A 22383-nucleotide genomic window follows, 5' to 3' on the forward strand; every position below is an offset into this window, starting at 1 on the left:
TTTTCTAAAGTCCGCCGGCATTCCGGTGCCGCGGAGCCAAAGACCCGCCGCCGGTGTATATTACGAATGCTGGTGTGTGGCCTGTGCGCCACCTCCCCCTGGTCTCGCGGGCGTTACCGCCCCCGGCGACTCGAGAGCCTCTCGGTCCAGCTGTCCTCTGATCGGGAGCGCCATGCGCAGAGTCGCCGGCCGAACCGTCCTCATCGTCGAGCCGGATGCCGACTCGCGCGCGCAACTTCGCGCGACGCTCGAATCCGACGGCTACACCGTCATCGCGACCAGCGGCGGCGACGACGCACTGTCCTTGATCGACAATCCGCGAATCAATCTCGTGGTGACCGAGCTCTACCTCGGAAATCGCAAGAGTCGTTGCCTGCTGAACGCGATCTGCACTCCGGCGCCGCGGCGGCGCGCCAAGGTATTGGCATACACCACGCATGGCCAACCGAAAGACCGCGCGTGGGCGGCCGCCTCCGGCGCGGATGCCTACGTGCTCAAAAAGAACGGCGCGGCGCGACTGCTCGAAGTTGCGGACCGGCTCGGACGAGCGCGATGAGCCGCGGTTGCGCGCGGCGCTGTCGGCCGGCGGTAACAATGACGAACCCGTCATGGAGGCGGTCGGCATGATCCGTCGCAGCTTCACCGACCGCGACGGCGTGGCATGGACGGTGGCGGAGTCGCCGCCGCGCGTGCTCACGCTCATTCGCGCGCGCGAGCGGCGTGGCGAGCCGCGCTCACGCGGCCGCGTCGCCGGCGCCGCGAGATTCGCGACGCGCGATCTCGATATGCCGTGCTTGCGCTTCGAGTCGGCGCGCCAGCGGCGCCAGGTCACTCCGATTCCATCCGGGTGGGAGGAGATGCCGGAGGATGAGCTCGAGGACTTGCTCGGCACGTCGACGTTGATGCGCGAGGCGTGACGACCGCTTCGCGTACGCTGTCCCTGGACGCACCGGATGTGCCCGACGACCACGGCTCCGCCGAGCGGAGTCCCATCAAGGGCGAGATCTTTGGTGCGGCGCGGCTAGGTTCGCACGCGCGACGGTTGGCGCGCCGGCACACGCTGGCACCTGTCGCGGCGACGCAATGGCTCCGTCGCCGAGACCGCGGGCCGCTGATCGCGCAGCTCGACGCCACCGAGCGCGCCTTGAACGCGGCGCGCGATACGCTCGCGGCCGCGTCGGCGAGTGGCGCCGACGTTGGACCGGCGGGCGCCTGGTTGCTCGACAACTTTTTCGTCGTGATGGAGCAACTGCCGGAGATCCGCTCCATGCTCCCGGCCGGCTACTACCGCGAGTTGCCGAAGCTCGCGGGCGGCGGACCGCGCGCGGGCTATCCGCGGATCTACGACATCATCGTCGAGTTGATCACGCACACGGACGGCCGCCTCGATGACGCGAGCGTGTGCATGATTCTCACGGAATACCAACGCGTGAGCGCGCTCACCCTGGGAGAGCTGTGGGCGATTCCGGCGATGTTGCGCATTGGATACCTCGAGAACGTTCGGCGCATGGCGCTTCGCGCGTCGCGCGAGGTTGCCGACCGGGCGTCCGCCGATGCGTGGGTGTCGCGTCTCATTGCCGCGAGTCCGGTGGATGACGACGAGCTCGCGGCATTCGTGCATCGCGGTCCGCCATTGTCGGCCGCATTTCTCACGCGCTTCCTCCAGCAGATTCGCAGCCGGCGCGCCGACTTCATGCCGCTGCTCTGGCTCGAGCAGTGGCTCGCCGAAGACATCATGACGGTGGAAGACGCGGCGCAGCGCTCGGCACAAGAGCTCGCGCTCACGCAGCTCGTGATGGCGAACTCCATCGCCAGCCTCCGCCACGTCGCGAACATCGATTGGACGACGCTCGTCGAGGCCGTGAGCATCGTGGAGACGACACTGCGCGAGGATCCGGCGCAGGCGTACGCCCACATGACGCGCTCGACACGCGACCAATACCGGCACGCCGTCGAACGGATCGCCAAGGGCTCGGCGCTCGACGAACACCACGTCGCGGCCGAAGCCGTTCGTGCCGCACGGACCGCGGCGGACGCCGACGGGATCGACGCGCGTCGTGATCACGTTGGTCACTATTTGATCGGCGACGGGCGGCCCGCATTCGAGCGCGCGTGTGAATTTCGCGGCGGACACGCGGCGCGGTTTCGCGAGCTCATCCTCGCGCATCCGGCCGCGTCGTATTTCGGCGCGCTGTCAGTCGTTTTCGCCGCGACGCTTGGCGTGTTGCTCTCGCCGTTCCTGCTCGTCGCGGTGTCCGCCGACCGCGCGTTGTGGTTCGTGATCGCGGCCGCGTTCGCGTGCCTTCCGGCCGCGGACGCGGCCGTCGCGATCGTGCATCAGCTCGTGAACCTCGTCATCCCCGCATCCCGTCTTGCGCGTCTCGACTATGCGGACGGCGTTCCCGAGCGCCACCGCACGGTCGTCGTTGTGCCATTGCTCCTGGGAAGTCCCGAGGCGGTGACGCGTGCGCTCGATCACATCGAAGTGCAGTTCTTGGCCAATCGCGATCGCGAGGTGCGCTTCGCGCTACTGAGCGATTTCCTCGATGCGGCCACCGAGCACACCGCGGAGGATGCGGCGATCGTCGACGCCGCGGTCGCGGGCATTCGGGCGCTGAACGAAGCGTATCGCGGCGAACACGGCGAATCGTACGCGCCCTTCTACATCCTGCATCGCGCGCGAAAATGGAATGACGCCGACGGTGTGTGGATGGGCTGGGAGCGGAAGCGCGGCAAGCTCGTCGAGTTCAACGAATTCATACGCGGCGCGGCGGCGCAAGCGTTCGCGGTCACCGAAGGCGATCTCGAATGGCTGCGCGATGCGCGCTACGTCATCACGCTCGATGCCGACACGATGCTTCCGCGATCCGCCGCGGCGGCACTGATCGGAACGATCGCGCACCCGCTGAACGGTGCCCTGTACGATGCGGCGCGCGGTCGCGTGGTTCGCGGTTATGGAATTCTCCAGCCGCGCGTGAGCGTGTCGCTGCCGAGCGCGAGCGAGTCGCGATTCGCCGCGATCTACGCGGGCCACCCGGGTGTCGACCCGTACACGACCGCGGTGTCGGACGTCTACCAGGACCTCTTCGGCGAAGGCACGTTTACGGGAAAGGGCATCTACGACGTCGACATCGTTCGCCAGGCGACGGACGGCCGATTTCCCGAAAACAGTTTGCTCAGCCACGACTTGCTCGAGGGAACGTTCGCCCGCGCCGGACTGGTCACCGACATCGAAGTGTTCGACGACTACCCGTCGCGCTATCTCACATCGGCTCGCCGCGCGCATCGATGGATGCGCGGAGACTGGCAGTTACTGCGCTGGCTGACGACACGTGTGCCCGGTCATGCCGGCGCCAATCGCCATCCGCTGTCGGCACTCTCGCGCTGGAAGATCGCCGACAATCTGCGCCGCAGCACGACACCGGTCGCGGTGCTGATGTGGCTCGTTGGCGGATGGACGATTCTTCCCGGAACATGGATGACGTGGACGGCGGCCGCCCTCGCCGCCTTCGCCACGCCGTGGATCACCCCGCTGGTGTTCGCGGCCGCGCGCCCGCCGCGCGATCAAGCTTGGCATCCGTACTACACGGCCATCGCCCGCGATGCGTCGCGCGCGCTCGAGCAGATCGTTTTGGCCGTCGTGCTGCTCCCCGACCAGGCGTTGTTGGCCGTCGACGCGATCGCGCGGACGTTGATTCGCGTGCGGTGGACGCGCCGTGACATGCTCGAGTGGCAAACGGCGTCGCACGCCGAACAAACGACAGGACACGGTCGGCGATCGGTGTGGCGCCGCATGTGGCCGTCAGTGCTGCTCGGCGCGAGCATCATGGCGATCGTCGCGTGGCATGCGGGCGTCGCTCCAATGACGCGCGGCGTCATGTGGTGGTCCGTCGCGGCCGCAGGGACGATGCTGACACTCATATGGATGCTCGTACCGGAAGCGGTGCTGGCACTGAGCGCGCCGGTTCGGCGCCGCTCGCTCGTGCTCGACGGCGCGGAGCGAGCCTCGGCGCTGCGCTACGCACTCCATCATTGGCGCTACTTCGATCGCTTCGTCACCGAGGAAACGCACTGGCTCGCGCCGGACAACTTCCAGGAGACGCCGAAGCCGCTCATCGCATCGCGGACGTCACCGACGAACATCGGTCTCCAACTGCTCGCCACCGCGTCGGCGGCGGATCTCGGATTTCTGACGCGCGGCGAGACGATCGATCGGCTCGAGCGCGCGTTGGACGCGATGGAGAAGATGCCGCGCATTCACGGCCACTTCTACAATTGGTACGGCCTGTCCGATCTCGCGGTGCTCGATCCCCCGTATGTCTCAACGGTCGATTCGGGTAACCTCGCCGGGCACCTCATCGCGCTCGCGCAGGGGTGTTTGGAGATGACGCTCGCGCCGATCGATGACGGTCGCGTCTGGGCGGCGATCGAAATCGAAGGCGGACCGCGCGAGAAAGTCAAAGGCACTTGGATCGGCGAACGGCTGCTCGCGTATCAGTCGGCCAACCTCGAGTTGCGCCGCCGAGCGGCGACGGTCGATTCGGACAGCGCCGCGGCCGTGCTTTGGGAGCGGCAGCGTCTGCAAGCGACGGCGGACGAGTTGTCGAGCCTCGATCTCGATCCCGAATGCGATGCGTCGGTTTCGCTTCGCGAGATCGCGGCGTCATCGTCGGCCGCGGCGGCGCTCGTCGCGCGACTCGAGGCGCTCGCCGCGCGATCGCGCGAGATGGCGACGGCCATGGATTTCCGTCTCGTGTATGACGAACGCCGCCGGCTGTTCTCCATCGGCTACGACGCGCGCGCCGGAACGCGCGACGAGTCGTTGTACGATCTGCTCGCGTCGGAGTCGCGGCTCGCGAGCTTCATGGCGATCTCGAAGAACGACGTGCCGGTCGAACATTGGTTTCATCTTGGCCGATCGCTCAGCGTCGCCGACGGCGCGACGGCGCTCGTCTCGTGGAGCGGCACGATGTTCGAGTATCTCATGCCGCTGCTCGTGATGCCGGCGCGGCCCTTCTCGCTGCTCGATCAAACGTGCCATGCGGCGGTGCGCCGCCAGATCGCCTATGGCGACGCGCGCGACGTCCCATGGGGGATCTCCGAGTCCGCGTACAATCTGCGCGATCGCCATGAGACGTATCAGTATCGCGCCTTCGGTGTGCCCGACCTCGCGCTCAAACGCGGGCTTGCTTCGGATCTCGTCGTCGCGCCGTACGCGACGGCATTGGGGCTGACCGTCGACGCCCACGCGGCGTTGCACAATTTCTCTCGCCTCGAGCGCCGCGGAGCGCTTGGCCTCTACGGCTTTTACGACGCGCTCGACTACACGCGACACGACGAGGATGAGCGATTCGCCGTCGTCCGCACGCACATGGCCCATCATGTCGGCATGAGTCTCGTCGCGTTCGATAATGCGTTGAGCGTTGCTGCTCGTGAGCGTGAGGGCATCTGGCAGCGGCGGTTCATGGCCGATGCGGCGGTTCGCGCGACCGCCCTCCTGCTCGACGAGCGTATTCCGCGCCGGTACGTTCCGCGGCCGGCGCAGTCCAACGCCCCCGTGGCGACGCCGGCCGCCGCGTCGGCGACGCGAATCGCCGTGCACGAGGTCAACACGCCGCACACGCCAGATCCGCACGTGGCGCTGCTTGGCGGCAACGGGTACAGCGTGCTGCTCACGAACGCGGGAAGCGGCTACAGCAGAGCGAACGACATCGACGTGTTGCGCTGGCGCGCCGACGGTACGCGTGACGACACCGGGCAGTGGATCTACATCAAGGATCTCACTGCGGCGACGCTGTGGTCCGCCGGATACCAGCCGACCTGCGCCCAGCCGTCGTCCTACCGCGCCTCCTTCGCCGCCGATCGCGTCGTGTTCGAGCGGCGCGACGGAGCGGTGGAAACGCATACGGAGATCGTCGTTGTCGCCAGCGAGCAGGCCGAAGTGCGCCGCGTGACGCTCGTCAACCGCTCGCGTGCCACCCGCGAGCTGGAGCTGACGAGCTATGGCGAAGTCGTCCTCTGTCCCGCAAACGCGGATCGCGCTCACCCGGCGTTCCAGAAGCTGTTCGTGGAGACGGAACGGGCGCAGGACGGTGCGCTGCTCGCGAGCCGCCGCCCGCGCTCCGCCGACGAAGCGTGGCCGTGGTGCGTGCACGTGGTCGCGGCGGGTCCGGAACTGATCGGCGACATTACCTGCGAAACCGATCGCGCACGCTTCCTCGGCCGCGGGAGAACGGCTCGTGCGCCACTCGCGCTCGATCGCGATGGCGCGTTGTCCGGAACCGTCGGCGCCGTGCTGGACCCGGTCGTCGCGCTGCGCGTCCGCGTTCGAGTCGAGCCGGGCCGCTCCGCGGTGATCGCGTTCACGACGGCGGTGGCCTCGACGCGAGAGGCGGCGCTTCAACTCGCCGATCGGTATCGCGACAGCGCCGCCGGCGATCGTGCCCTGAGCTTGGCGCGCACGGAAGCCGAAGTCGAGCTGCGCGATCTCGACATCGCGCCGGCCGACGTCGCGCTCTTTCAGGAGCTCGCCGGGGCCCTGATCTATCCGCACGAGGCGCTCCGCGCGCCCGCCGCCGAACGCGCGCTCGTGACGTCCGGGCAGGCCGCCCTCTGGGCGCAGGGGATCTCCGGCGACTGGCCCATCGTGCTCGCGACGATCCGCACGCCGGCTGGATTGGCGAGCGTACGCCAGCTCCTCGTGGCCCACCGGTATTGGCGCATGAAGGGCATTCGGTCGGATCTCGTTATTCTGAACACGAAGGCGCATTCCTACGCGCAGGAGCTGCACGATCAGCTGATGACCGTCGCGATGTCGTCGAGCGAAGGCGGTGTGCTCGAGCAACCAGGGGGCGTGTTCGTTCGCCGCGCCGATCACCTGTCCGCCGACGAGACCGCGCTGCTGCGCTCCGTGGCGCGCATTCACGTCGCATGCGACGGCGTCGGGCTCGGTGAGATCGTGGCCGCCAATCTCCTGAGCCACGCCACGCGCGCGCCCGCCGAACCCAGGACGAACAAAGACGACGAGCCGCCGCGGCCCGCGCTCGCCGTCGATGCGCGCGCGGTTGCTCTGCCCGCGAACGGGTATGGTGGTCTGACCGCGGCTGGTGATTACGCGGTCGATGTGGCGGGCGAGCGCGTGCCGCCGGCGCCGTGGTCGAACGTCATCGCGAATCCGGCCATCGGGTTTTGCGTCACCGAACGCGGCGGCGGTTTTTCGTGGGCCGAGAACAGCTACTTCTTTCGGCTGACGCCGTGGTCGAATGATCCCATCTCGGACCCGTGCGGTGAAGTCATCTACCTGCGCGACACCGAGACGGGGGAAACGTGGTCGCCGACACCGGGGCCGAACGCCGCCGCCGGCCGCGCGTCGCAGTCGCCGCGCTACGAGGTGACGCACGCGCCCGGCGTGACGCGGTTCTCGCACACGCGCGGAAACATCGCGACCGAGCTCACGCTCGGCGTGCCGCGCGCCGACGCGGTAAAGATCTCACATTTACGAATTGTGAATCGCGGCCCGACCTCGCGGCATCTGTCCCTGACGAGCTACGTCGAATGGGTGCTCGGCGCGGAACGCGAGCATACGCGACATCAGCTGCATACGCGATACGACGCGGCCTCGGGCGCCGTGCTCGCGCAGAACTGCTTCGCGCCCGACTTCGCGAATCGCACGGCGTTCTCCTGGATCAGCGAACGCGTCACGAGTCACACGGCGCGGCGCGATCACTTCATCGGGCGGACCGGCGACCTGGTGTCGCCCGCTGGGCTGCGGGCGCCGCAGCTCTCTGGCGCGAGCGGCGCCGGCTACGATCCGTGCGCGGCGCTGCGGTGCGCGATCACCCTGGCGCCGAACGAGACGCGCGATGTCGTCGTGCTGCTCGGCGTCGCGGAAACTGATGCCGCGGCCCGCGAGCTGATCGAGCGATACACGTCGCCCGAGGCCGCCGCCGCCGCCGTTCACACTGCCGCCGACGCGTGGAACGACCGGCTGTCGGTCATCACCGCGCGAACACCCGACGCCGACTTCGACGCCCTCGTCAATCGCTGGTCCTTGTATCAAGCACTCTCCTGTCGCATGTGGGCGCGATCGGCGTTCTATCAATCGAGTGGAGCGTACGGCTTTCGCGACCAGCTCCAGGATTCGATGGCGTTCGTGTACGCCGAACCTGCGATCGCTCGCGCCCATCTGCTGCGCGCCGCAAGCCGCCAGTTCGTCGAGGGGGACGTGCAGCACTGGTGGCATGAGCCGTCCGGACGCGGCGTGCGAACGCGGTTCTCCGACGATCTCGCCTGGTTGCCGTTCGTCGCCGCGCACTACGTGCGCGTCACGGGCGACAGCGGCGTCTTGGACGAACGCGTCGCGTATCTGGAGATGCGTGAGCTCGTCCCCGGCGAGCAGGAAGCGTATGATCTCCCCACCGTGAGCGCGCACACCGGATCGCTGTACGAACACTGCGTACGTGCGATCGACCGCGCCTGCACGGTGGGCGATCACGGATTGCCGCTCATCGGCGCGGGGGATTGGAACGACGGCATGAATCGCGTCGGCGTGGGAGGGAAGGGCGAGAGCGTGTGGCTGGCGTGGTTCCTCGCGACGACGCTGCGTGAGTTCTCGGCACACGCCGAGGGGCGCAGCGACGTCGATGCCGCGACGCGGTGGCGCGCGCGCGCCGATGACTACGCCGCCGCGGCCGAGCGCAGCGCGTGGGACGGCGCGTGGTATCGCCGCGCGTTCTACGACGACGGTACAGCGCTCGGCACGGCCGCGAACGACGAATGCCGCATCGACGCCATCGCGCAGAGCTGGGCCGTGTTGTCCGGCGCCGCGGATCCGGAGCGCGCTCGCGCCGCCATGCAATCCGTGAACGAGCACTTGATTCGCGACGACACCGGCCTCGTCCTGTTGCTTGCCCCGCCGTTCGATCGGTCGCCGCGCGATCCGGGGTACATCAAGGGATATCTGCCGGGCATACGCGAGAACGGGGCTCAGTATACGCACGCGGCGTTCTGGACCGTGCTCGCGTTCGCGCGGCTCGGCGACGGTGACCGTGCGGTGGCGCTTATGAGAATGCTCAATCCGCTGGCGCGCACGCGGACGCCGGAGGATGCGCGCCGCTACGCGACGGAGCCGTACGTCATCGCCGGCGACGTGTATGCGGCGTCCGGCCACGAAGGCCGCGGCGGATGGTCGTGGTACACCGGTGCGGCAAGCTGGAGCTACCGCGTCGCGCTGGAAGGGATCCTCGGCTTCGAGAAGCGCGGCGCACAACTCAGGTTCGACCCGTGCATTCCCGCGGTGTGGCCGGGCTTCGAGGTCGACTATCGGTTTGGCGGCAGCCTCTACGCCGTCAGCGTGAAGAATTCAACGAGCGCATCACGCGGCATTCTGTCGATGACCGTGGACGGCACGGCGGTGACCGACGGGTGGATCAGTCTGGTCGACGACGGCGTGCGCCACTCCGTGGTCATCCTGCTTGGCGCCGACCGAGCGCCGTAGTCGAGCGGCAAGCCGCGCCAGCGATTAGATTACCATGTAGCTGGTGAGCAGCCTCCGGCGGCTCCCTTTCGGCGCTCCCTGTCGCGCTTCGTGCGCGCGGTACGCCTCGAGCCATTTTCTGGCCAGCGTCTTCGCGTCCAGTCAGGGAGGCTCGATGAGTCGGTCTCGAACCCCGCGCGTCGAACCGCGCACGCTCGCGCAGCTCGAGGACACGCAGGATCTCGAGGCGGTCATCTGCGCGGCGCTCGCGGCCCGGCCGATCGACGAATCGATGCTGCGCCGAGGCGTCTGGACGTACGTCCGGGAGGAGCATCACGCCGGAACGTCGCCCGGGCGCGTCATCTTCGCGCTCACGGAGCTGATCGAGAAGTCGATGGCGAAGGCGACGTCGAAGATGGAGCAACAGGCCGTCATGCGCCGCGTCATCCTGTGGTGCGTCGAAGCCTACTTCGGACATCTCGGGGATCGGATGGATGGACGCGCCCGTGTCTAGCTAGCGGCGTGATCCTGATCGTCGAGCGGGACCGGCGGGTTCGAGCGCTGCAATCATTCTTCTTGAACAGGACGATCGACGGACTGACCCTGTGCCGGCTCGTGCGGAGCGACCCGGCACTCGATGACGTTCCGGTCATCGTCTTCAGCATCCTCGCCGCGGCGATCCGCGCGAAGGACGCCGGCCCCGACCCGTGATCCACTGTCGCTCGGCGATTTGTCGCCGGTTCGATCGGCGCAAACGCATGACGATGCGCGATTTAGAGTTCTCGCATTCCTCGTGAGCATGCGAGGATCTCGCGAGGTCGGACCGACGACGTCCAAATGCGTTGTCCGGGCTTCCGGGGCCAGTGCCGGCGCGCGTCAGGCAAACCTTCGCCGATCGGTTCGACCCACCGGGGAACGCGACGACTGCAATGTCACTTGACACGCACGGCGGACCGTAACATAGCCTATCTATGTCATGACGCGCCCGCGCCACGAAATCCCGCCCCAGGAACACTGGACATGCTGATTCTCGGCACGCTCACACGCGGTGATGCCCTACACGGAGTCGAGATCGCTGGGGCCGTTCAGCGGGCCTCCCCGGACGTGCTGCCTGTCGAGGACGGTTCGTTGTATCCGGCACTTCAGCGAATGCTCATCAAAGGTTGGATTCGCGGGACATGGGGCCGCACGGCGGACAGCCGCCGCGCCCGGCCCTCCCGACTCAGGCCCGCCGGGCGGCGGCAGTTCAACCGCAAGGTCGTGGACTACACGACTGTCTCAGCCGCCATCGTCCGCATCCTCCGCCCCGCTTGACCGATGTCGTTCCCTGGTGAGTTCTGGCGGCGCCTCGTGTTTCTCCTGCGCCGAGACCGAATGGCGGCCGATCTCGAAGAGGAGATGCGGCTCCACGTCGCGATGCGCGCGGAGTCGCTCCAACGCGCCGGCGTGGCCGAAGGTGAAGCGCGACTGGCGGCGCGCCGCAGGTTCGGCAACCGGACCACCATCCAGCAAGAGAGTCACGACATGTGGGGAATGATCGGCCTCGAACAGCGCGCGCAGGACCTTCGCTTCGCCGTGAGGGGGCTCATGCGGAGGCCGGCGCTCACGGCCGTCGCCGTACTCTCGCTTGCCCTCGGCATCGGCGCGACAACGGCCCTCTTCAGCGCGACGAACGCGCTCTTGTTTCGCTCCCTGCCGTACGCGGCGCCCGACGAGTTGATGAAAGTCACATTGGTGAAACCGCCGCGAGGCGACCGGCCCGCTGACGACCAGTCGGTCTGGTCGTATCCCAAGTTCCTCACGTTCCGGGCCGCACAACGAGTGTTCTCCGAGCTCGCGCTCTACGGGCCGGACCGGTTCCGAGTGACGAGCGGAACGGCGGAGAGCATCGGGGCGGAGTCCGTCAGCGCCAGCTACCTTCGCACGTTGGGGATTGCGCCCGTCTTGGGCCATGACTTCGATCGCGATCTCGACACGCAGTTCGGCGTGTCCGGAGTGACGATTCTTTCATATGAGTTTTGGGTGCGCCGCTTCAACGGCGACTCTCTGGTCATTGGGAAGACGATTGACCTGAACCGAGATCCGTTCGTGATCATCGGCGTCACACCACCCGGCTTCCGCGGCCTGACCGGGCAAGCCGACATCTTCGTCCCCATCACGGTCCAGCCGGCGACGAGACTCACCGCACAGTCGCACAGCTTCTGGCTTGTCGCGCGTCGCGCGGCGGGTGTCGCCACCCCGCAAGCCACCGCGGAGGTCAAGCGGCTTGGCGTTGTAGTGAACGACGCTCATCCCAACGACTGGGACAAGGTGAAGTGGGGCGCGGCTTCGGAGCCGCTCGACAACGCGCGTGTCGCTCCGCTCGTCAGACGCTCCGTGCTGGTGCTCTTCGCCGCAGTCGCGCTCGTGCTGTTGATCACCTGCGCCAATGTTGGCAACCTGCTCCTGGGCCGCGCTCGAGCACGGCAGCGCGAAATGGCTATCCGCTTCGCGATGGGCGCGAATCGCACGCGCGTTGTGCGCCTTCTGCTCACGGAGGGATTGCTCCTCGCACTCCTTGGCGGCGCGGGCGGCGCGCTGGTCGCGTGGTTCGGCGTGCGCGCACTCTCGTCCCTGAACCCGGCGACGATTCTCCGTGTCGACCGGCCCGGCGCGGTCGGTGCGATCACAATGTCCTCAATCTCTTTGGATTGGGTTGCGCTGGCGTTCGCCTTCGGCGTTGCGCTCGTCATTGGCGCCGCCTTCGGACTTGCTCCTGCAATCCCCATAACGCATTCCTCTCTCGCGGATGCGCTGAAGGCTGGCGCCTCCGAGGCGAAGCGCGGCGCCGGTCACGCGCTGGTCGGGCGGCGCGTATTGGTGATCGCGGAGTTCGCGCTTGCTCTCATCCTGCTTGCCGGTTCGGGTTTGATGATCCGAAGCCTCGGCAAGTTGCTTTCGGTGGATACGGGATTCGACGGGCACGACGTGCTCACCGTTCGCCTCAGCGTCGCCGGCGACACGGTCAAACGCGAATCGGTGCCTCCGCTCTTCACGGAAGTTCTCGAGCGCATCGCGGCCCTGCCGGGCGTTGCCGACGCGTCACTCAACAACTGCCCGCCGCTCGCCGGAGCGTGCAACTCGACCAACATCCGCTTCCTCGACCGCCGCGAGGTGGATATCGCAAACAGCCCGAGCGTGGGCATAGACTGGGCATCGCCCACATGGTTCGCGACGATGCGCGTTCCGCTCGAACGCGGCCGCATCTTCAGTGCGGCGGACCGCGCAGGCACGCAGCAGGTGGTAGTCGTGAACGAAGCGGCCGTTCGAAAATTCTGGCCGAACGAGGATCCGATTGGAAAGCACATCGAGCTTGGGATGGGCGGCCTGAAGGACGCCGAAGTGATCGGTGTCGTCGGCGACGTGCGCCGGCGCGCGGACTCCGCGGCCACCGCGAGCGTCTACGCGTCGGTCTACCAGTCGCCGTTCACGGATATGACGCTCTTCGTTCGCGCGACGGTCGATCCGTCGTCGCTCGGTGGAGCGGTGCGCCGCGCGATTCGCGCTGTCGCGCCCTCCTCGGTCCTGTCAGATATGCGGCCGATGCGTGACCGCGCGGCCGACGCCACGGCACGGGCGCGCTTCAGTGCCGTGCTGTTGACGTTGTTCGCGATCACGGCCCTGCTGCTTGCTGCAATCGGCATCTACGGAGTCATGTCGTTGGCGGTCGCGACGCGCACTCGCGAAATTGGAATTCGCATTGCGTTGGGGGCGGATGGCGCGCGGGTGCAGCGACTCATCGTAGGCGAAGGCGCGGCCCTCGTAGCAATCGGCAGTGCCCTCGGGATCGCCGGTGCCCTCGCGACGACGCGAGTGTTACGGGCGTTGCTGTTCGACCTCTCGCCGTTCGACCCCGGCACGTACGCCGGAGTCGTCGCGATTCTTGCGAGCGCCGCACTGCTTGCGGTTTGGATTCCGGCGCGACGTGCATCACGCGTGGACCCATTATCAGCGACGCGGGTCGATTGAACTACAAGCGACGCTCACCTTCGTTCGATTCGACGGCGGGCTATCTCGGTGATCAACCCGCGTCCGCCGTCAACTAGGGCGCTACGGCGGGCCGCGAACGCAGACGGCGACAATACTCTCGGGATCCATCGACGCTTCGCGACGAGAGCGTTTGAGGAGAACGAGGTTGGCCGCAATGAGCCTCGATTGTTCCGAACGGCCCGCCGATCCCGGCGGGCCATTTTCTTAGCCGGTCGGAGCGCCAACCCGGACCGTAACCGCGTTCGAGAGCCGGTGGTGACCGTTGGGCGTGGCGGAACTACCAAGTCCGTGATCGGCCCGTTGCTTCGCGCAGTCGAACGCTGTAACGGACGACCAACGCGAGCGTCCGGTTGATCGTCTCCCAACAGGATTACTCCTTAGGTGTGATGGTTTCCGGTCCCCGATGAGGGCTACCATGCGTGCGAGGCAGCACTTCCCCGAATCCCGGAGGGATTCATGTCACATTCGACGTCAGCACGCTGGATCGTCACCACGGCATTGACCGTGTTCGCCTCCGCACCGATGCTCCACGCGCAAGGCGCTCCCGACTCCACGAAGATGAAGGCCACGTCGGCGCAGCGGATTCACATCACCAAAGAGACCGGTCCGGGCGCCGAGGTCGTAGTCGCTCGCCGCGACACCGTCACCGTGTACCGAACGCGCGCCGATGCCGGCGCCCTCCATAGTGCGCGTGCTTGATGGGCTCTACTTCGGCCTCGCGGCGGGGACGACATCGCCGACCGGCTCACTCTTTCAAGCGAATAACGCCGGTATGGGCGGGCAGGTGCAGCTGGGATGGAACGTTCCCGGGGTGCCGCTCGGCATCAGAGTCGACATGAACTACGCGCGCTTTGGCCAGGACGCGGCATACGCGCAGGCACATGTCAACGGACAGCTGCTTACGGGCAACGCGGATCTGCGTCTCGCGCTTCCGGTGCTGACGCACCTTCTCGGCCTCTCACCGCGCTTCGGGTTGTTGGCGTCGGCGGCCTCACCTACGCGTCGTATCGAAACCTGCAAATGGATATGCGCGCGGATGTCTGCTGCGGCACGGGTCCGACGAACACCTCGGCGCCAAGCAGCGCGAACCAGCTCGGATGGAACGGCGGCGCCGGCGCGACACTCTCGTTCGGCCACAAGGAGCTGTTCGTCGAATCACGCCTGATCGACTTCAAGTCTCCGAATGCGCTCTCGGCGCGTGCGGTGCCGATCCTCCTCGGGATGAACTGGTTCTAACCAGTCAACGACGGACGGCACGTCGCGGGGATGGTTGACGAGAATCGCGAGCCGTCCCCGTTTCGTTTCTCGAAGGAACTGGAGGGATTCATGTTCACGCATCGAACGGGACGAACGCGCGCGAAGTCGGTGCTCGCCATCGCGCTGGTGCTCATGCTCGCCGCGCTGTGCGGTCTCAGCGCGCAGGCGCCGCTGGCAGTCTCACCGGCCGCGGCGGAGCGCATGGCGAAGCACGCATCGGGATTCCGCATCGTCGTGTCGCTCGCCGAGCGGCGGCTCTGGGTGATCGAGGCTGACGGAGACACGGTGCGTTCGTCGAGCGTCGCGATCGGCGTCGGCACGAGGCTGCGCTATCGCGGGCAGAAGTGGAAGTTCGACACGCCGCGCGGCGAGCGACGAGTGATCGCGAAAGATTCCGGGCCGGTGTGGGTGCCGCCCGAATGGTTCTACGTGCAGACGGCGGAAGAGAATGATCTCAAGCTCGCGAAGATTGACGCGGGGCGGGGGATCGTGCTCGCGGATGGCCGCCGACTCGAGATCCAGAATGGCGTCGTGGGCGTGTCGAGCGACAGCATTGCGTTCGACGCGCTACCAATCGATGAGCACATCGTGTTCGACGAAACCTTGTACATGCCGCCGATCGGCACGCAGAACCGCCGGGTCGTCGGTGCGCTCGGGAGGTATCGTCTCGACCTCGGCGAGGGGTACTTGTTGCACGGCACACCGGACAAGCAGAGCATCGGGACCGCCGCCACGCACGGCTGCATCCGTCTCGGCGACGATGATATCAAGTGGCTGTACGACAACGTGCCGGTCGGGGCGCGGATCTACATCTACTAACGCCGCGCCATCACGCGAAAGAAGCAGGTCGGGCGTCATTCCTTCAGGCGATGGCTGCGCCGAGGCCGCCGCGCGTACGCTCCAAGTCATATCACGGCTGCTGTATGAGTTCTCGAATGTCGCGAGGAATGCCTGATGGCCCGTCATCATCTTGCCATCAACAACGACGCTATCCACACCACCGATGCAGCGCGGGGCGGCGTCGTCGGCCTGCGTGGCCCATGGAATTGCGTGAATCGGTAGTAACACTTTTCTCTTTTCTCTCCGCACGGCGGAATGACATGCTCAGACTGATTCGTTCGAGTATGTTCGCGTTCGTGCTGGTGTCCGTGCTCGTGGCGTGCGGCCGCGGTGCGATATGCGTACCGAGACGTGGTGGTGCCGATTGGTACGTCCATCACGTCGACGCTCGAGGACGAGCTCGTAGCCGCGAAGTGAACGAAGTGAACATGTGAGTCGAGCCGTGTATGTTTGATGTGGCGGTCCGCGCACCGCGGATCGGCACACATCGCTCGCTGAACGCTGCACGAGGCGGCTCATGACGTCGATTTTTTCTGACGGCGATCGCACGATCACCGTGGCGGTGGTCGACGACAATCGACTCGTGCGCGAAGCATTGGCCACGATGCTGAGCGCCGTTCCCGACTTGACCGTTGTCGCCGCCGCCGTCGCAGACCCGGCGTTCATCGAACAAACGAGGCCGGATGTCGTGCTCCTCGACGTCGGATTGGCCGACGATGACAGCCTGAGTGTGGCGACGGCACTCGTGAAGCGGTGTCCCTCCGTCAGGATCATCGTCATGGACCTCCTCCCGATGAGCGACGACACCATGGCGTTCGTCAATGCGGGCGTGTGCGGGTTCATGCTCAAGGACGCGACGTTCGACGAATTCGTCGCCACCATCCGGTCCGTCGCCGCCGGCGACAAGGTGTTGCCCGCGCGCATGACGCAGTCGCTCTTCTCGCAAATCGCGAAGGTCGTCGAAACCGCAGAACCCGCCCGGATCATCGACGATGTGCGCATGACCCGGCGCGAGCGCGAGGTGATCGAGCTGATCGGCGAAGGCCTGAGCAACAAGGAAATCGCGCAGCGGCTCAACATCGCGTCGCACACCGTGAAGAGTCATGTGCGAAACGTGATGGACAAGCTGGCGCTGCACACTCGGCTGCAGATCGCCGCGTACCTTCGCCGGGACGGCGCGTGACGGCGTCCGATTCAGTTGTCGAGTAGCTCGCCCACGTGCCCGAGCGCCGGGACATAATCGCACACGAGGCGAACGCAGACCGTGAGCGGCACGGCGAGCACGGCCCCGGGAATTCCCCACATCCACCCGAAGAACAACAGGCCGAGAAAGATCGCGACCGTATTCAGCGGGAGGTGGCGTCCCAACGCGAACGGCGTCACGACGTTGCTCTCCGTGAGGTGAATCGCGAGAAACACGGCGGGCGCGACGAGCGCATGGGGTAGCGAGTCGATGCTCGCGGTGGCCGCGATCGTGATGAGCGTGAGCGTCACCGTCGCGCCAAGGTAGGGGACGAAGTTCAACACGGCGGCGATCGATCCCCACAGCACCGCGTTCGGAACCCCGATCAACGCGAGAGCGAGCGCGGTCGCGACGCCGACACAGAGATTGACGAGTGACACCGTCACGAGAAAATGAGACGCCGCCATCTCGATCTGATCGAGCAGGCGCTCACGGCGGTCGAGCTCGACCGGGCCAGGCAACAAACCGGCGAGCTTTCGCCGGCCGAGCGCGTCGTTCGCGAGCAGAAAGTACGTCAGAAAGACAACGCTGAGCGTGGCGGGAATGGCCGTCAGCGAGCCGGTGGTGAGGCGCTCCACCATGCCCGGGCTCACGACCTGCACCATAGTCGGCGGCCTTGTCCCCGGCGTTCCCGCCGCCTGCTGCATACGGTCGGCGGATTGCTCGAGCGCGTTGAGGGGCTTCATGACGCGGCGAACCTTCGCCTCGACCGTTTGGATGGTTCGTGGCGCGGAGGCAATCCACTCCATCGCGGGCGACGCGACCAGCGCCGTCGCGCCGCCGACCAGTCCAATCACTCCGAAGACGACGAGTGCCGCCCCGAGGCGGGCGGGGATGCGGTGGCGCGCGAGCCAGCGAACAGGTGCCCGAAACGTGAGGGTCAGCAGGACCGCGATCACGATCGGTAGGGCGAGGGCACGTCCCAATCGGAGCGTCGCGATGACGACGACGATGCAAATCACGACTGCAATGGGCGACGACCGCCGGGTGCGTCCCGCGGGCAGGTCGGCGGCGAGCAGCTTCTGCACCTCTTGCAGCATCGCCATTCGCTTACGGCGCCGTCGGTCGCGATTCCAGCAGCTCAAAGCCGAACCGCCCGAGCACGTTCATCGCGCCGACGAACCCCGAGAACGTCAGCGGCTTCGTGATGAACGAGCTGGCGCCGAGTCGATGGCTGTCGATGACGTCGGAGTCGAGCCGGGACGTCGTGAGCATCATCATGGGAATGTCGACGAGCGTTGGATCGGCTTTGATCCGCTCGATGGTTTCGAGGCCGTCCATTCGCGGCAGGTCGAGGTCGAGCAGAATCAGCCCCGGGCGCGGCGCGGCTCCCGTCTCGCCGGCGTACGCGCCGCGGCGTTGCAAGTAGTCGAGCAGCTGCTCGCCATCTTCGACGAATCGCAGGTCGTTGACGATGTGCGCGTCCTGGAGTGCCTGCTGCGTGCACATCCGATCACCTTCATCGTCGTCACAGATGAGAATCGTGATCGGGATCGTGTACGTGTCCTGGGTCATCATGATGCGTACTCCGCGTCCGTGGGCGTGGCGGGCAGGGTGAGAACGGCGAGTCGAGACGATCCTACGATGCAGCGTAGGATTCGACGCCGAGCGGCGCAATCGCACGAAGGGGCTAGACCGCATCCCGTGGTCTCGCGTCCGCATGCGAGATGGCACTGCTCCAGTCCGGTCGGCGGTGCGTGACGCGTCTCGCCCATTCGTGCGATAGCGGTGCCGAGGCAGCGAGCGTTACCATTCGATCATGAACCGTGCAATCACTACCATCCCCGACCTTTCCTCCCGTGCCGACCGGCTCACGATGAGCACGCGCGGCCGATTCGGCCGTGCACTCATCGATGCGCTACGCGGCCGCCGACACATGTCGCGCCGGCAGCTCAGCGATGCCGTCGGCGACGCGAGCCACGAGCTCCGATGCGGCGGCCTCGATGATCCGGCCGTTCTCGCCTTTCTGGGCGCGGTCGTCGAGGACACGGGGCGGGCGTGCGGCGCCGACCGCCCGTCGCTCCTGTCCGGCCAGCTCCGATGGATGCCGGTTCGTGCGCAAGTGCTCGAGGCCGCGACCTTCGCACTGGCCATCCCACAGGTAGACTCTTGACGCCGACCGGCATGTCGCTCGCCGAATAATCGCGCTCCCGGCGCTGATTCTTTATTTACCCGTTCGCGCGATACCAAGTCGAGCCGACCGAGCATAGTGTTCATAGGCGCGGGACGATATCGATGTGAAGGAGCGGTGCGCCTTACGATCAACGCGACGGCGGGAAGTGACGCGGCTCGGCAGACCGCGTGACGGCGTACACCGAGCAGACCATTGCCGGCCGGTTGATTTCCGCGGCGCTCGCTGAAACCGATCGTGCCGATGCCGCCGAGCGCCGGTCCGCTCGACTCGACTATTTGGCGGGCTTACAGGAACGACTGGCTGCATCGCTCGACGAATCGGAGATGCGCAAGACGCTGTCCGGGGTCTGCCTGCCGGGCGCGGACTCGTGGGCGATCGTCGATTTGGCGGAGTCTGACGGGCGACTCATTCGCCTCGCGATTCCACGCGCCGACGCGGCCGATCAGGCGATCGCCACGTTGCTCAACGACCAGCGGGCTCCGCGGGACGACGACCCGTTCGGATATCCCGCCGTGATGGCTACAGGGAAACCGATCGTACTCGTCGAGGACGTGGACGTGGACGCGGCGCTTGCCGCGGCGGCGCACAGCCCCGAGAACCTCGCGATCCTGCACGCCGGCCGAGCGGAGCGCGCTCTACTTCACGGTGTTGGGGGAGCCGACCGTAAAGATGCTTCGCTACCAGCGGCAATTCGAGTTCTTTGATGCCGCGCGTGTTCCGGCATCGGTGCGGTTCGTCAACCTCGCCGTCGAGGCGGCGAGCGGCAACTTGGACGCGGTGCTCGAGCGCGTCGTCACCGAGGTCGCGGCGTCCGAGCCCGCGTTCGTCGCCGTGGATTCATTCCGCACCATCGTCGGCGGACATCGAGCCGGCGAGCTCGACGGCTCGCTCGAGATGGCGCACTTCGTGAACCGTCTCGCGCAACAACTCACGACGCGGGAAGTGACGTCGTTCCTGATCGGCGAGTATTCGGACACCGAACAGCGCCAGCCGGTGTTCACCATCGCCGATACGATTCTGTGGTTGTCGGAAGACGTGGACCGGAATTCGGCGACGCGCAAACTGCGCGCGGTCAAAGTGCGCGGTCGAGGCCCGATGCCGGGATTACACACGTTCCGCGTGAGCGCCGCGGGCGTGCAGGTGTTTCCGCGCATCCCCGAGCAGGAGCGCCCGCGCCGCATGGAGCCCGCCGTTCGTCTCGGCACGGGCGTGCCCGGACTCGATGAAATGACCGGCGGCGGCATTCCCGCCGGCTACGTGGTGCTGCTCACGGGGCCGGCGGGCAGCGGCAAGACGACCTTCGCCACGCATTTCGTCGCGCAAGGCTTGGTCGACGGCGAAGCATGCGTCGTCGCCGTGTTCGAGGAGTATCCGGACGCGTATCTGACGCGCGCCAAAACGGTGTCGGCCGATTTGGATCACATGATCGACATCGGGCGGTTGGTCGTCACCTATTTGCGTCCGCTGGATTTGTCCGTCGACGAGATGCTGGCCGAGATCCAGCGTGCCGTGCAGCGCGTCGGCGCCACGCGGGTCGTCATCGACTCGCTGTCCGGCTTCGAGGTGGCCCTCGCGCCGACGTATCGCGCCGACTTTAGAGAATCATTATACCGGCTCGTCGGGGCGCTCACGGTCACGGGGGTGACGGTCCTCATGACGGACGAGGTGATCGATGCGCACCCGGGCGGCCGTTTCACGCAGGAGCGCGTGTCGTTCATCACCGACGACATCCTCGTGCAGCGCTACGTCGAGATCGGCGGCGCGCTGCAAAAGGTCCTGTCGGTGGTGAAGATGCGCGGTAGCGAGCACGCCACCGATTTCCGCACTTATCGGCTCACGGCGACGGGCGCCGTCATCGGCGAGTCGCTCACGCAGTACCACGGAATCACCACCGGCATCCCGACGCTGACAGGATCAGCGCCACTTCACGGCGCCGAACCGGTCGGCGCCTAGGAACGTGTACGCGATGGTGAACGCGCCCTCCGACGACGTGAGGTTCGGCAACTTCCCGTACCGCGCGTCGCGCGTCGATTCGACGAACCGCACGCCGAGCGCGTGCCCCCCGACGAACCGCACGTTGAAGCCGATGTTGCCGCGGAAGATCGTCTCGGACCCGTGGACGTCGTCGGAGCCCAAGCCGCTCACGTAGTACTCGCGTGCGGCCATATCAAGCATCAGCCGATCGCCGGCAATGAACCGCAGTGTCACGAGCGCTTGCGGCGTCACGCCAAAATGGTAGTCGCGAATGGCGGCGTTGGTCGGCGTGCTGGGAATGATCGTCGTCGAGCCCGCGGCGCCATACCCCACGCCGCCGAGCGCCGTGCCCTGCATCGCGAGCGCGGGCGTGAGCCAGTACTGGCGCGTCGTGCCGAGCGACGCCGCGGTGCTCGACACACGAAACAGGAACGGCGAGATGTAGTCGTACGTTCCATACACTCCCCACACGCCGCGCGACGTCGGCGTCTCCTTCGTCGGCGCGCCCTTGAGCAGGCCGCGAATCATCACGTTCTCGATGGGGTTGCTCGAGTTGGACAAGAGCGACATCTGCAAGTCGAAGTAGTCGAGCGGACGCGTGTACGCATAGCCCGGTTTTCCCGGCAGGCCGTACGACGCCCAGACCTCCGCCGTCGCGCCGCGATTGAGCAGCGTTCCGGGCACGGCGGTATTGTGCGCGACGGCGTCGAGCGATGCGCCCAATCGCACCTGCCACGACGTTGCCGGCGTGCTGTCGGGCAATTCGGCGCGAAACCGCTCGCCGAACACGCGGCGATTCACCGCGCGCGGCTGCGAGATCGCGTCGGCGACGAAGTCGTGCCAACGCGGCGCCTTGCCGCCACCCGCCGGCCGATCCTTGAGCACGAGATCCGCCACGCGATAGAGCGCTTCGCCAAGCAGGCTTCCCGCTTGGCCCGTCGTGATCATGTCGTTGATCGACGGCGGATCGGTCTCGCCGGCCATCTTCCAGATGAAGCTGCCGATGTTGGCGTGCGCGAGCGACGTCCAGAACGTGTGGCCGCTCGAGCGCGCCAGACCATACATCATCGCGCCCTGATAGGGATGCTCGAATTGATTGACGTTGAACGGATCCTGGTCGTGCACCCAGCGCTGCGTGCGGAGATGGTCCCACGTGCTCGCGAACGTCGCGCTGTACACGCGCTTGCCGTCCTGCATCTCGTTCGCGTACGCAACGCGATCGTAGACGCTGAGGACGGTGAGGAAGCTCGCGATCTCGACGACGGGAAGTACGTTGCTCTTGCCGCCCGTGGTATCGGCCGACGCGCCCGCCTGCGCCGCGGCGAAACGCGTGCCAGCCGTGACGAGCGCGGCGAACCACACGAGCGATCGCAGGACCAGTCCCGCTCCAGGAGAGGATTGATAGAACGCTGATGAAAGGCTCGTCATGCG

16 protein-coding genes are annotated in these 22383 nt (G+C 66.6%); 13 read left to right on the forward strand and 3 right to left on the reverse strand.

Annotation, left to right across the window (positions count from 1 at the left end; translation table 11 throughout):
* Positions 1–172: 172 nt before the first annotated feature.
* The 10 genes from VN706_17665 to VN706_17710 all read left to right on the forward strand — a co-directional run bounded on the left by VN706_17665 (position 173) and on the right by VN706_17710 (position 16784).
* Complete coding sequence (locus tag VN706_17665; protein HXT17473.1) at positions 173–556, forward strand: response regulator; 384 nt, start codon at positions 173–175, stop codon at positions 554–556.
* A 67-nt stretch (positions 557–623) separates the two neighbouring features.
* Complete coding sequence (locus tag VN706_17670) at positions 624–917, forward strand: hypothetical protein (GenBank protein HXT17474.1); 294 nt, start codon at positions 624–626, stop codon at positions 915–917.
* On the forward strand, positions 914–9496 hold the full coding sequence (locus VN706_17675) for a glucoamylase family protein (protein ID HXT17475.1): 8583 nt from the start codon (positions 914–916) through the stop codon (positions 9494–9496). Before VN706_17670 ends, VN706_17675 begins: the two co-directional genes overlap by 4 nt.
* A gap of 154 nt (positions 9497–9650) precedes the next feature.
* Positions 9651–9989: a hypothetical protein gene (locus tag VN706_17680; protein ID HXT17476.1), complete on the forward strand. Its 339-nt coding sequence runs from the start codon at positions 9651–9653 to the stop codon at positions 9987–9989.
* An 8-nt stretch (positions 9990–9997) separates the two neighbouring features.
* Positions 9998–10186, forward strand: a complete 189-nt coding sequence (locus VN706_17685) for a hypothetical protein (GenBank protein ID HXT17477.1) — start codon at positions 9998–10000, stop codon at positions 10184–10186.
* Between the two features lie 606 nt (positions 10187–10792).
* A complete protein-coding gene (locus tag VN706_17690; protein HXT17478.1) occupies positions 10793–13483 on the forward strand; it encodes an ABC transporter permease in 2691 nt (896 codons plus the stop codon).
* 477 nt (positions 13484–13960) lie between these two features.
* Positions 13961–14203, forward strand: a complete 243-nt coding sequence (locus tag VN706_17695; GenBank protein HXT17479.1) for a hypothetical protein — start codon at positions 13961–13963, stop codon at positions 14201–14203.
* A gap of 327 nt (positions 14204–14530) precedes the next feature.
* Positions 14531–14740 (forward strand): hypothetical protein, encoded by a 210-nt coding sequence (locus VN706_17700; GenBank protein ID HXT17480.1) that lies wholly within the window; start codon positions 14531–14533, stop codon positions 14738–14740.
* A 90-nt stretch (positions 14741–14830) separates the two neighbouring features.
* Positions 14831–15580, forward strand: coding sequence for a L,D-transpeptidase (locus VN706_17705; GenBank protein HXT17481.1), 750 nt, complete (start codon positions 14831–14833; stop codon positions 15578–15580).
* A 538-nt stretch (positions 15581–16118) separates the two neighbouring features.
* Complete coding sequence (locus VN706_17710; GenBank protein HXT17482.1) at positions 16119–16784, forward strand: response regulator transcription factor; 666 nt, start codon at positions 16119–16121, stop codon at positions 16782–16784.
* Between the two features lie 11 nt (positions 16785–16795).
* On the opposite strand, the gene VN706_17715 is transcribed toward VN706_17710, so the two are convergent.
* Together VN706_17715 and VN706_17720 are read right to left on the reverse strand one after the other, a co-directional pair.
* The gene (locus VN706_17715) at positions 16796–17890 is read right to left on the reverse strand and encodes an AI-2E family transporter (protein ID HXT17483.1); all 1095 of its coding nucleotides are present in this window, start codon (positions 17888–17890) and stop codon (positions 16796–16798) included.
* 4 nt (positions 17891–17894) lie between these two features.
* Positions 17895–18362, reverse strand: coding sequence for a response regulator (locus VN706_17720; protein HXT17484.1), 468 nt, complete (start codon positions 18360–18362; stop codon positions 17895–17897).
* A 241-nt stretch (positions 18363–18603) separates the two neighbouring features.
* On the opposite strand from VN706_17720, the gene VN706_17725 reads away from it, so the two are divergent.
* The 3 genes from VN706_17725 (at position 18604) to VN706_17735 (ending at position 20931) form a co-directional block, all read left to right on the forward strand.
* A complete protein-coding gene (locus VN706_17725) occupies positions 18604–18957 on the forward strand; it encodes a hypothetical protein (GenBank protein ID HXT17485.1) in 354 nt (117 codons plus the stop codon).
* A gap of 188 nt (positions 18958–19145) precedes the next feature.
* Positions 19146–19682 carry a hypothetical protein gene (locus VN706_17730; protein ID HXT17486.1) on the forward strand — a complete coding sequence of 179 codons (537 nt, stop codon included), beginning with the start codon at positions 19146–19148 and terminating at the stop codon, positions 19680–19682.
* A complete protein-coding gene (locus tag VN706_17735; GenBank protein HXT17487.1) occupies positions 19648–20931 on the forward strand; it encodes an ATPase domain-containing protein in 1284 nt (427 codons plus the stop codon). The genes VN706_17730 and VN706_17735 overlap by 35 nt, the downstream gene beginning before the upstream one ends.
* Here the strand turns inward: VN706_17735 and VN706_17740 are convergent.
* The gene (locus VN706_17740) at positions 20893–22380 is read right to left on the reverse strand and encodes a DUF3943 domain-containing protein (GenBank protein HXT17488.1); all 1488 of its coding nucleotides are present in this window, start codon (positions 22378–22380) and stop codon (positions 20893–20895) included. The two genes, VN706_17735 and VN706_17740, sit on opposite strands and share 39 nt — an antisense overlap.
* Positions 22381–22383 lie beyond the last annotated feature (3 nt).

It is taken from the genome of Gemmatimonadaceae bacterium, assembly GCA_035606695.1.
Lineage (GTDB): Bacteria > Gemmatimonadota > Gemmatimonadetes > Gemmatimonadales > Gemmatimonadaceae > JAQBQB01.

Excerpts from the sequence above, each read along its gene's own strand:
- VN706_17690 (HXT17478.1), top strand. The coding sequence starts at position 10,793 with ATGTCGTTCCCTGGTGAGTTCTGGCGGCGCCTCGTGTTTCTCCTGCGC.
- VN706_17670 (HXT17474.1), top strand. The coding sequence starts at position 624 with ATGATCCGTCGCAGCTTCACCGACCGCGACGGCGTGGCATGGACGGTG.
- VN706_17720 (HXT17484.1), bottom strand. The coding sequence starts at position 18,362 with ATGATGACCCAGGACACGTACACGATCCCGATCACGATTCTCATCTGT.
- VN706_17740 (HXT17488.1), bottom strand. The coding sequence starts at position 22,380 with ATGACGAGCCTTTCATCAGCGTTCTATCAATCCTCTCCTGGAGCGGGA.
- VN706_17735 (HXT17487.1), top strand. The coding sequence starts at position 19,648 with ATGCTTCGCTACCAGCGGCAATTCGAGTTCTTTGATGCCGCGCGTGTT.
- VN706_17680 (HXT17476.1), top strand. The coding sequence starts at position 9,651 with ATGAGTCGGTCTCGAACCCCGCGCGTCGAACCGCGCACGCTCGCGCAG.
- VN706_17710 (HXT17482.1), top strand. The coding sequence starts at position 16,119 with ATGACGTCGATTTTTTCTGACGGCGATCGCACGATCACCGTGGCGGTG.
- VN706_17695 (HXT17479.1), top strand. The coding sequence starts at position 13,961 with ATGTCACATTCGACGTCAGCACGCTGGATCGTCACCACGGCATTGACC.
- VN706_17665 (HXT17473.1), top strand. The coding sequence starts at position 173 with ATGCGCAGAGTCGCCGGCCGAACCGTCCTCATCGTCGAGCCGGATGCC.
- VN706_17725 (HXT17485.1), top strand. The coding sequence starts at position 18,604 with ATGAACCGTGCAATCACTACCATCCCCGACCTTTCCTCCCGTGCCGAC.
- VN706_17705 (HXT17481.1), top strand. The coding sequence starts at position 14,831 with ATGTTCACGCATCGAACGGGACGAACGCGCGCGAAGTCGGTGCTCGCC.
- VN706_17715 (HXT17483.1), bottom strand. The coding sequence starts at position 17,890 with ATGGCGATGCTGCAAGAGGTGCAGAAGCTGCTCGCCGCCGACCTGCCC.
- VN706_17700 (HXT17480.1), top strand. The coding sequence starts at position 14,531 with ATGCGCGCGGATGTCTGCTGCGGCACGGGTCCGACGAACACCTCGGCG.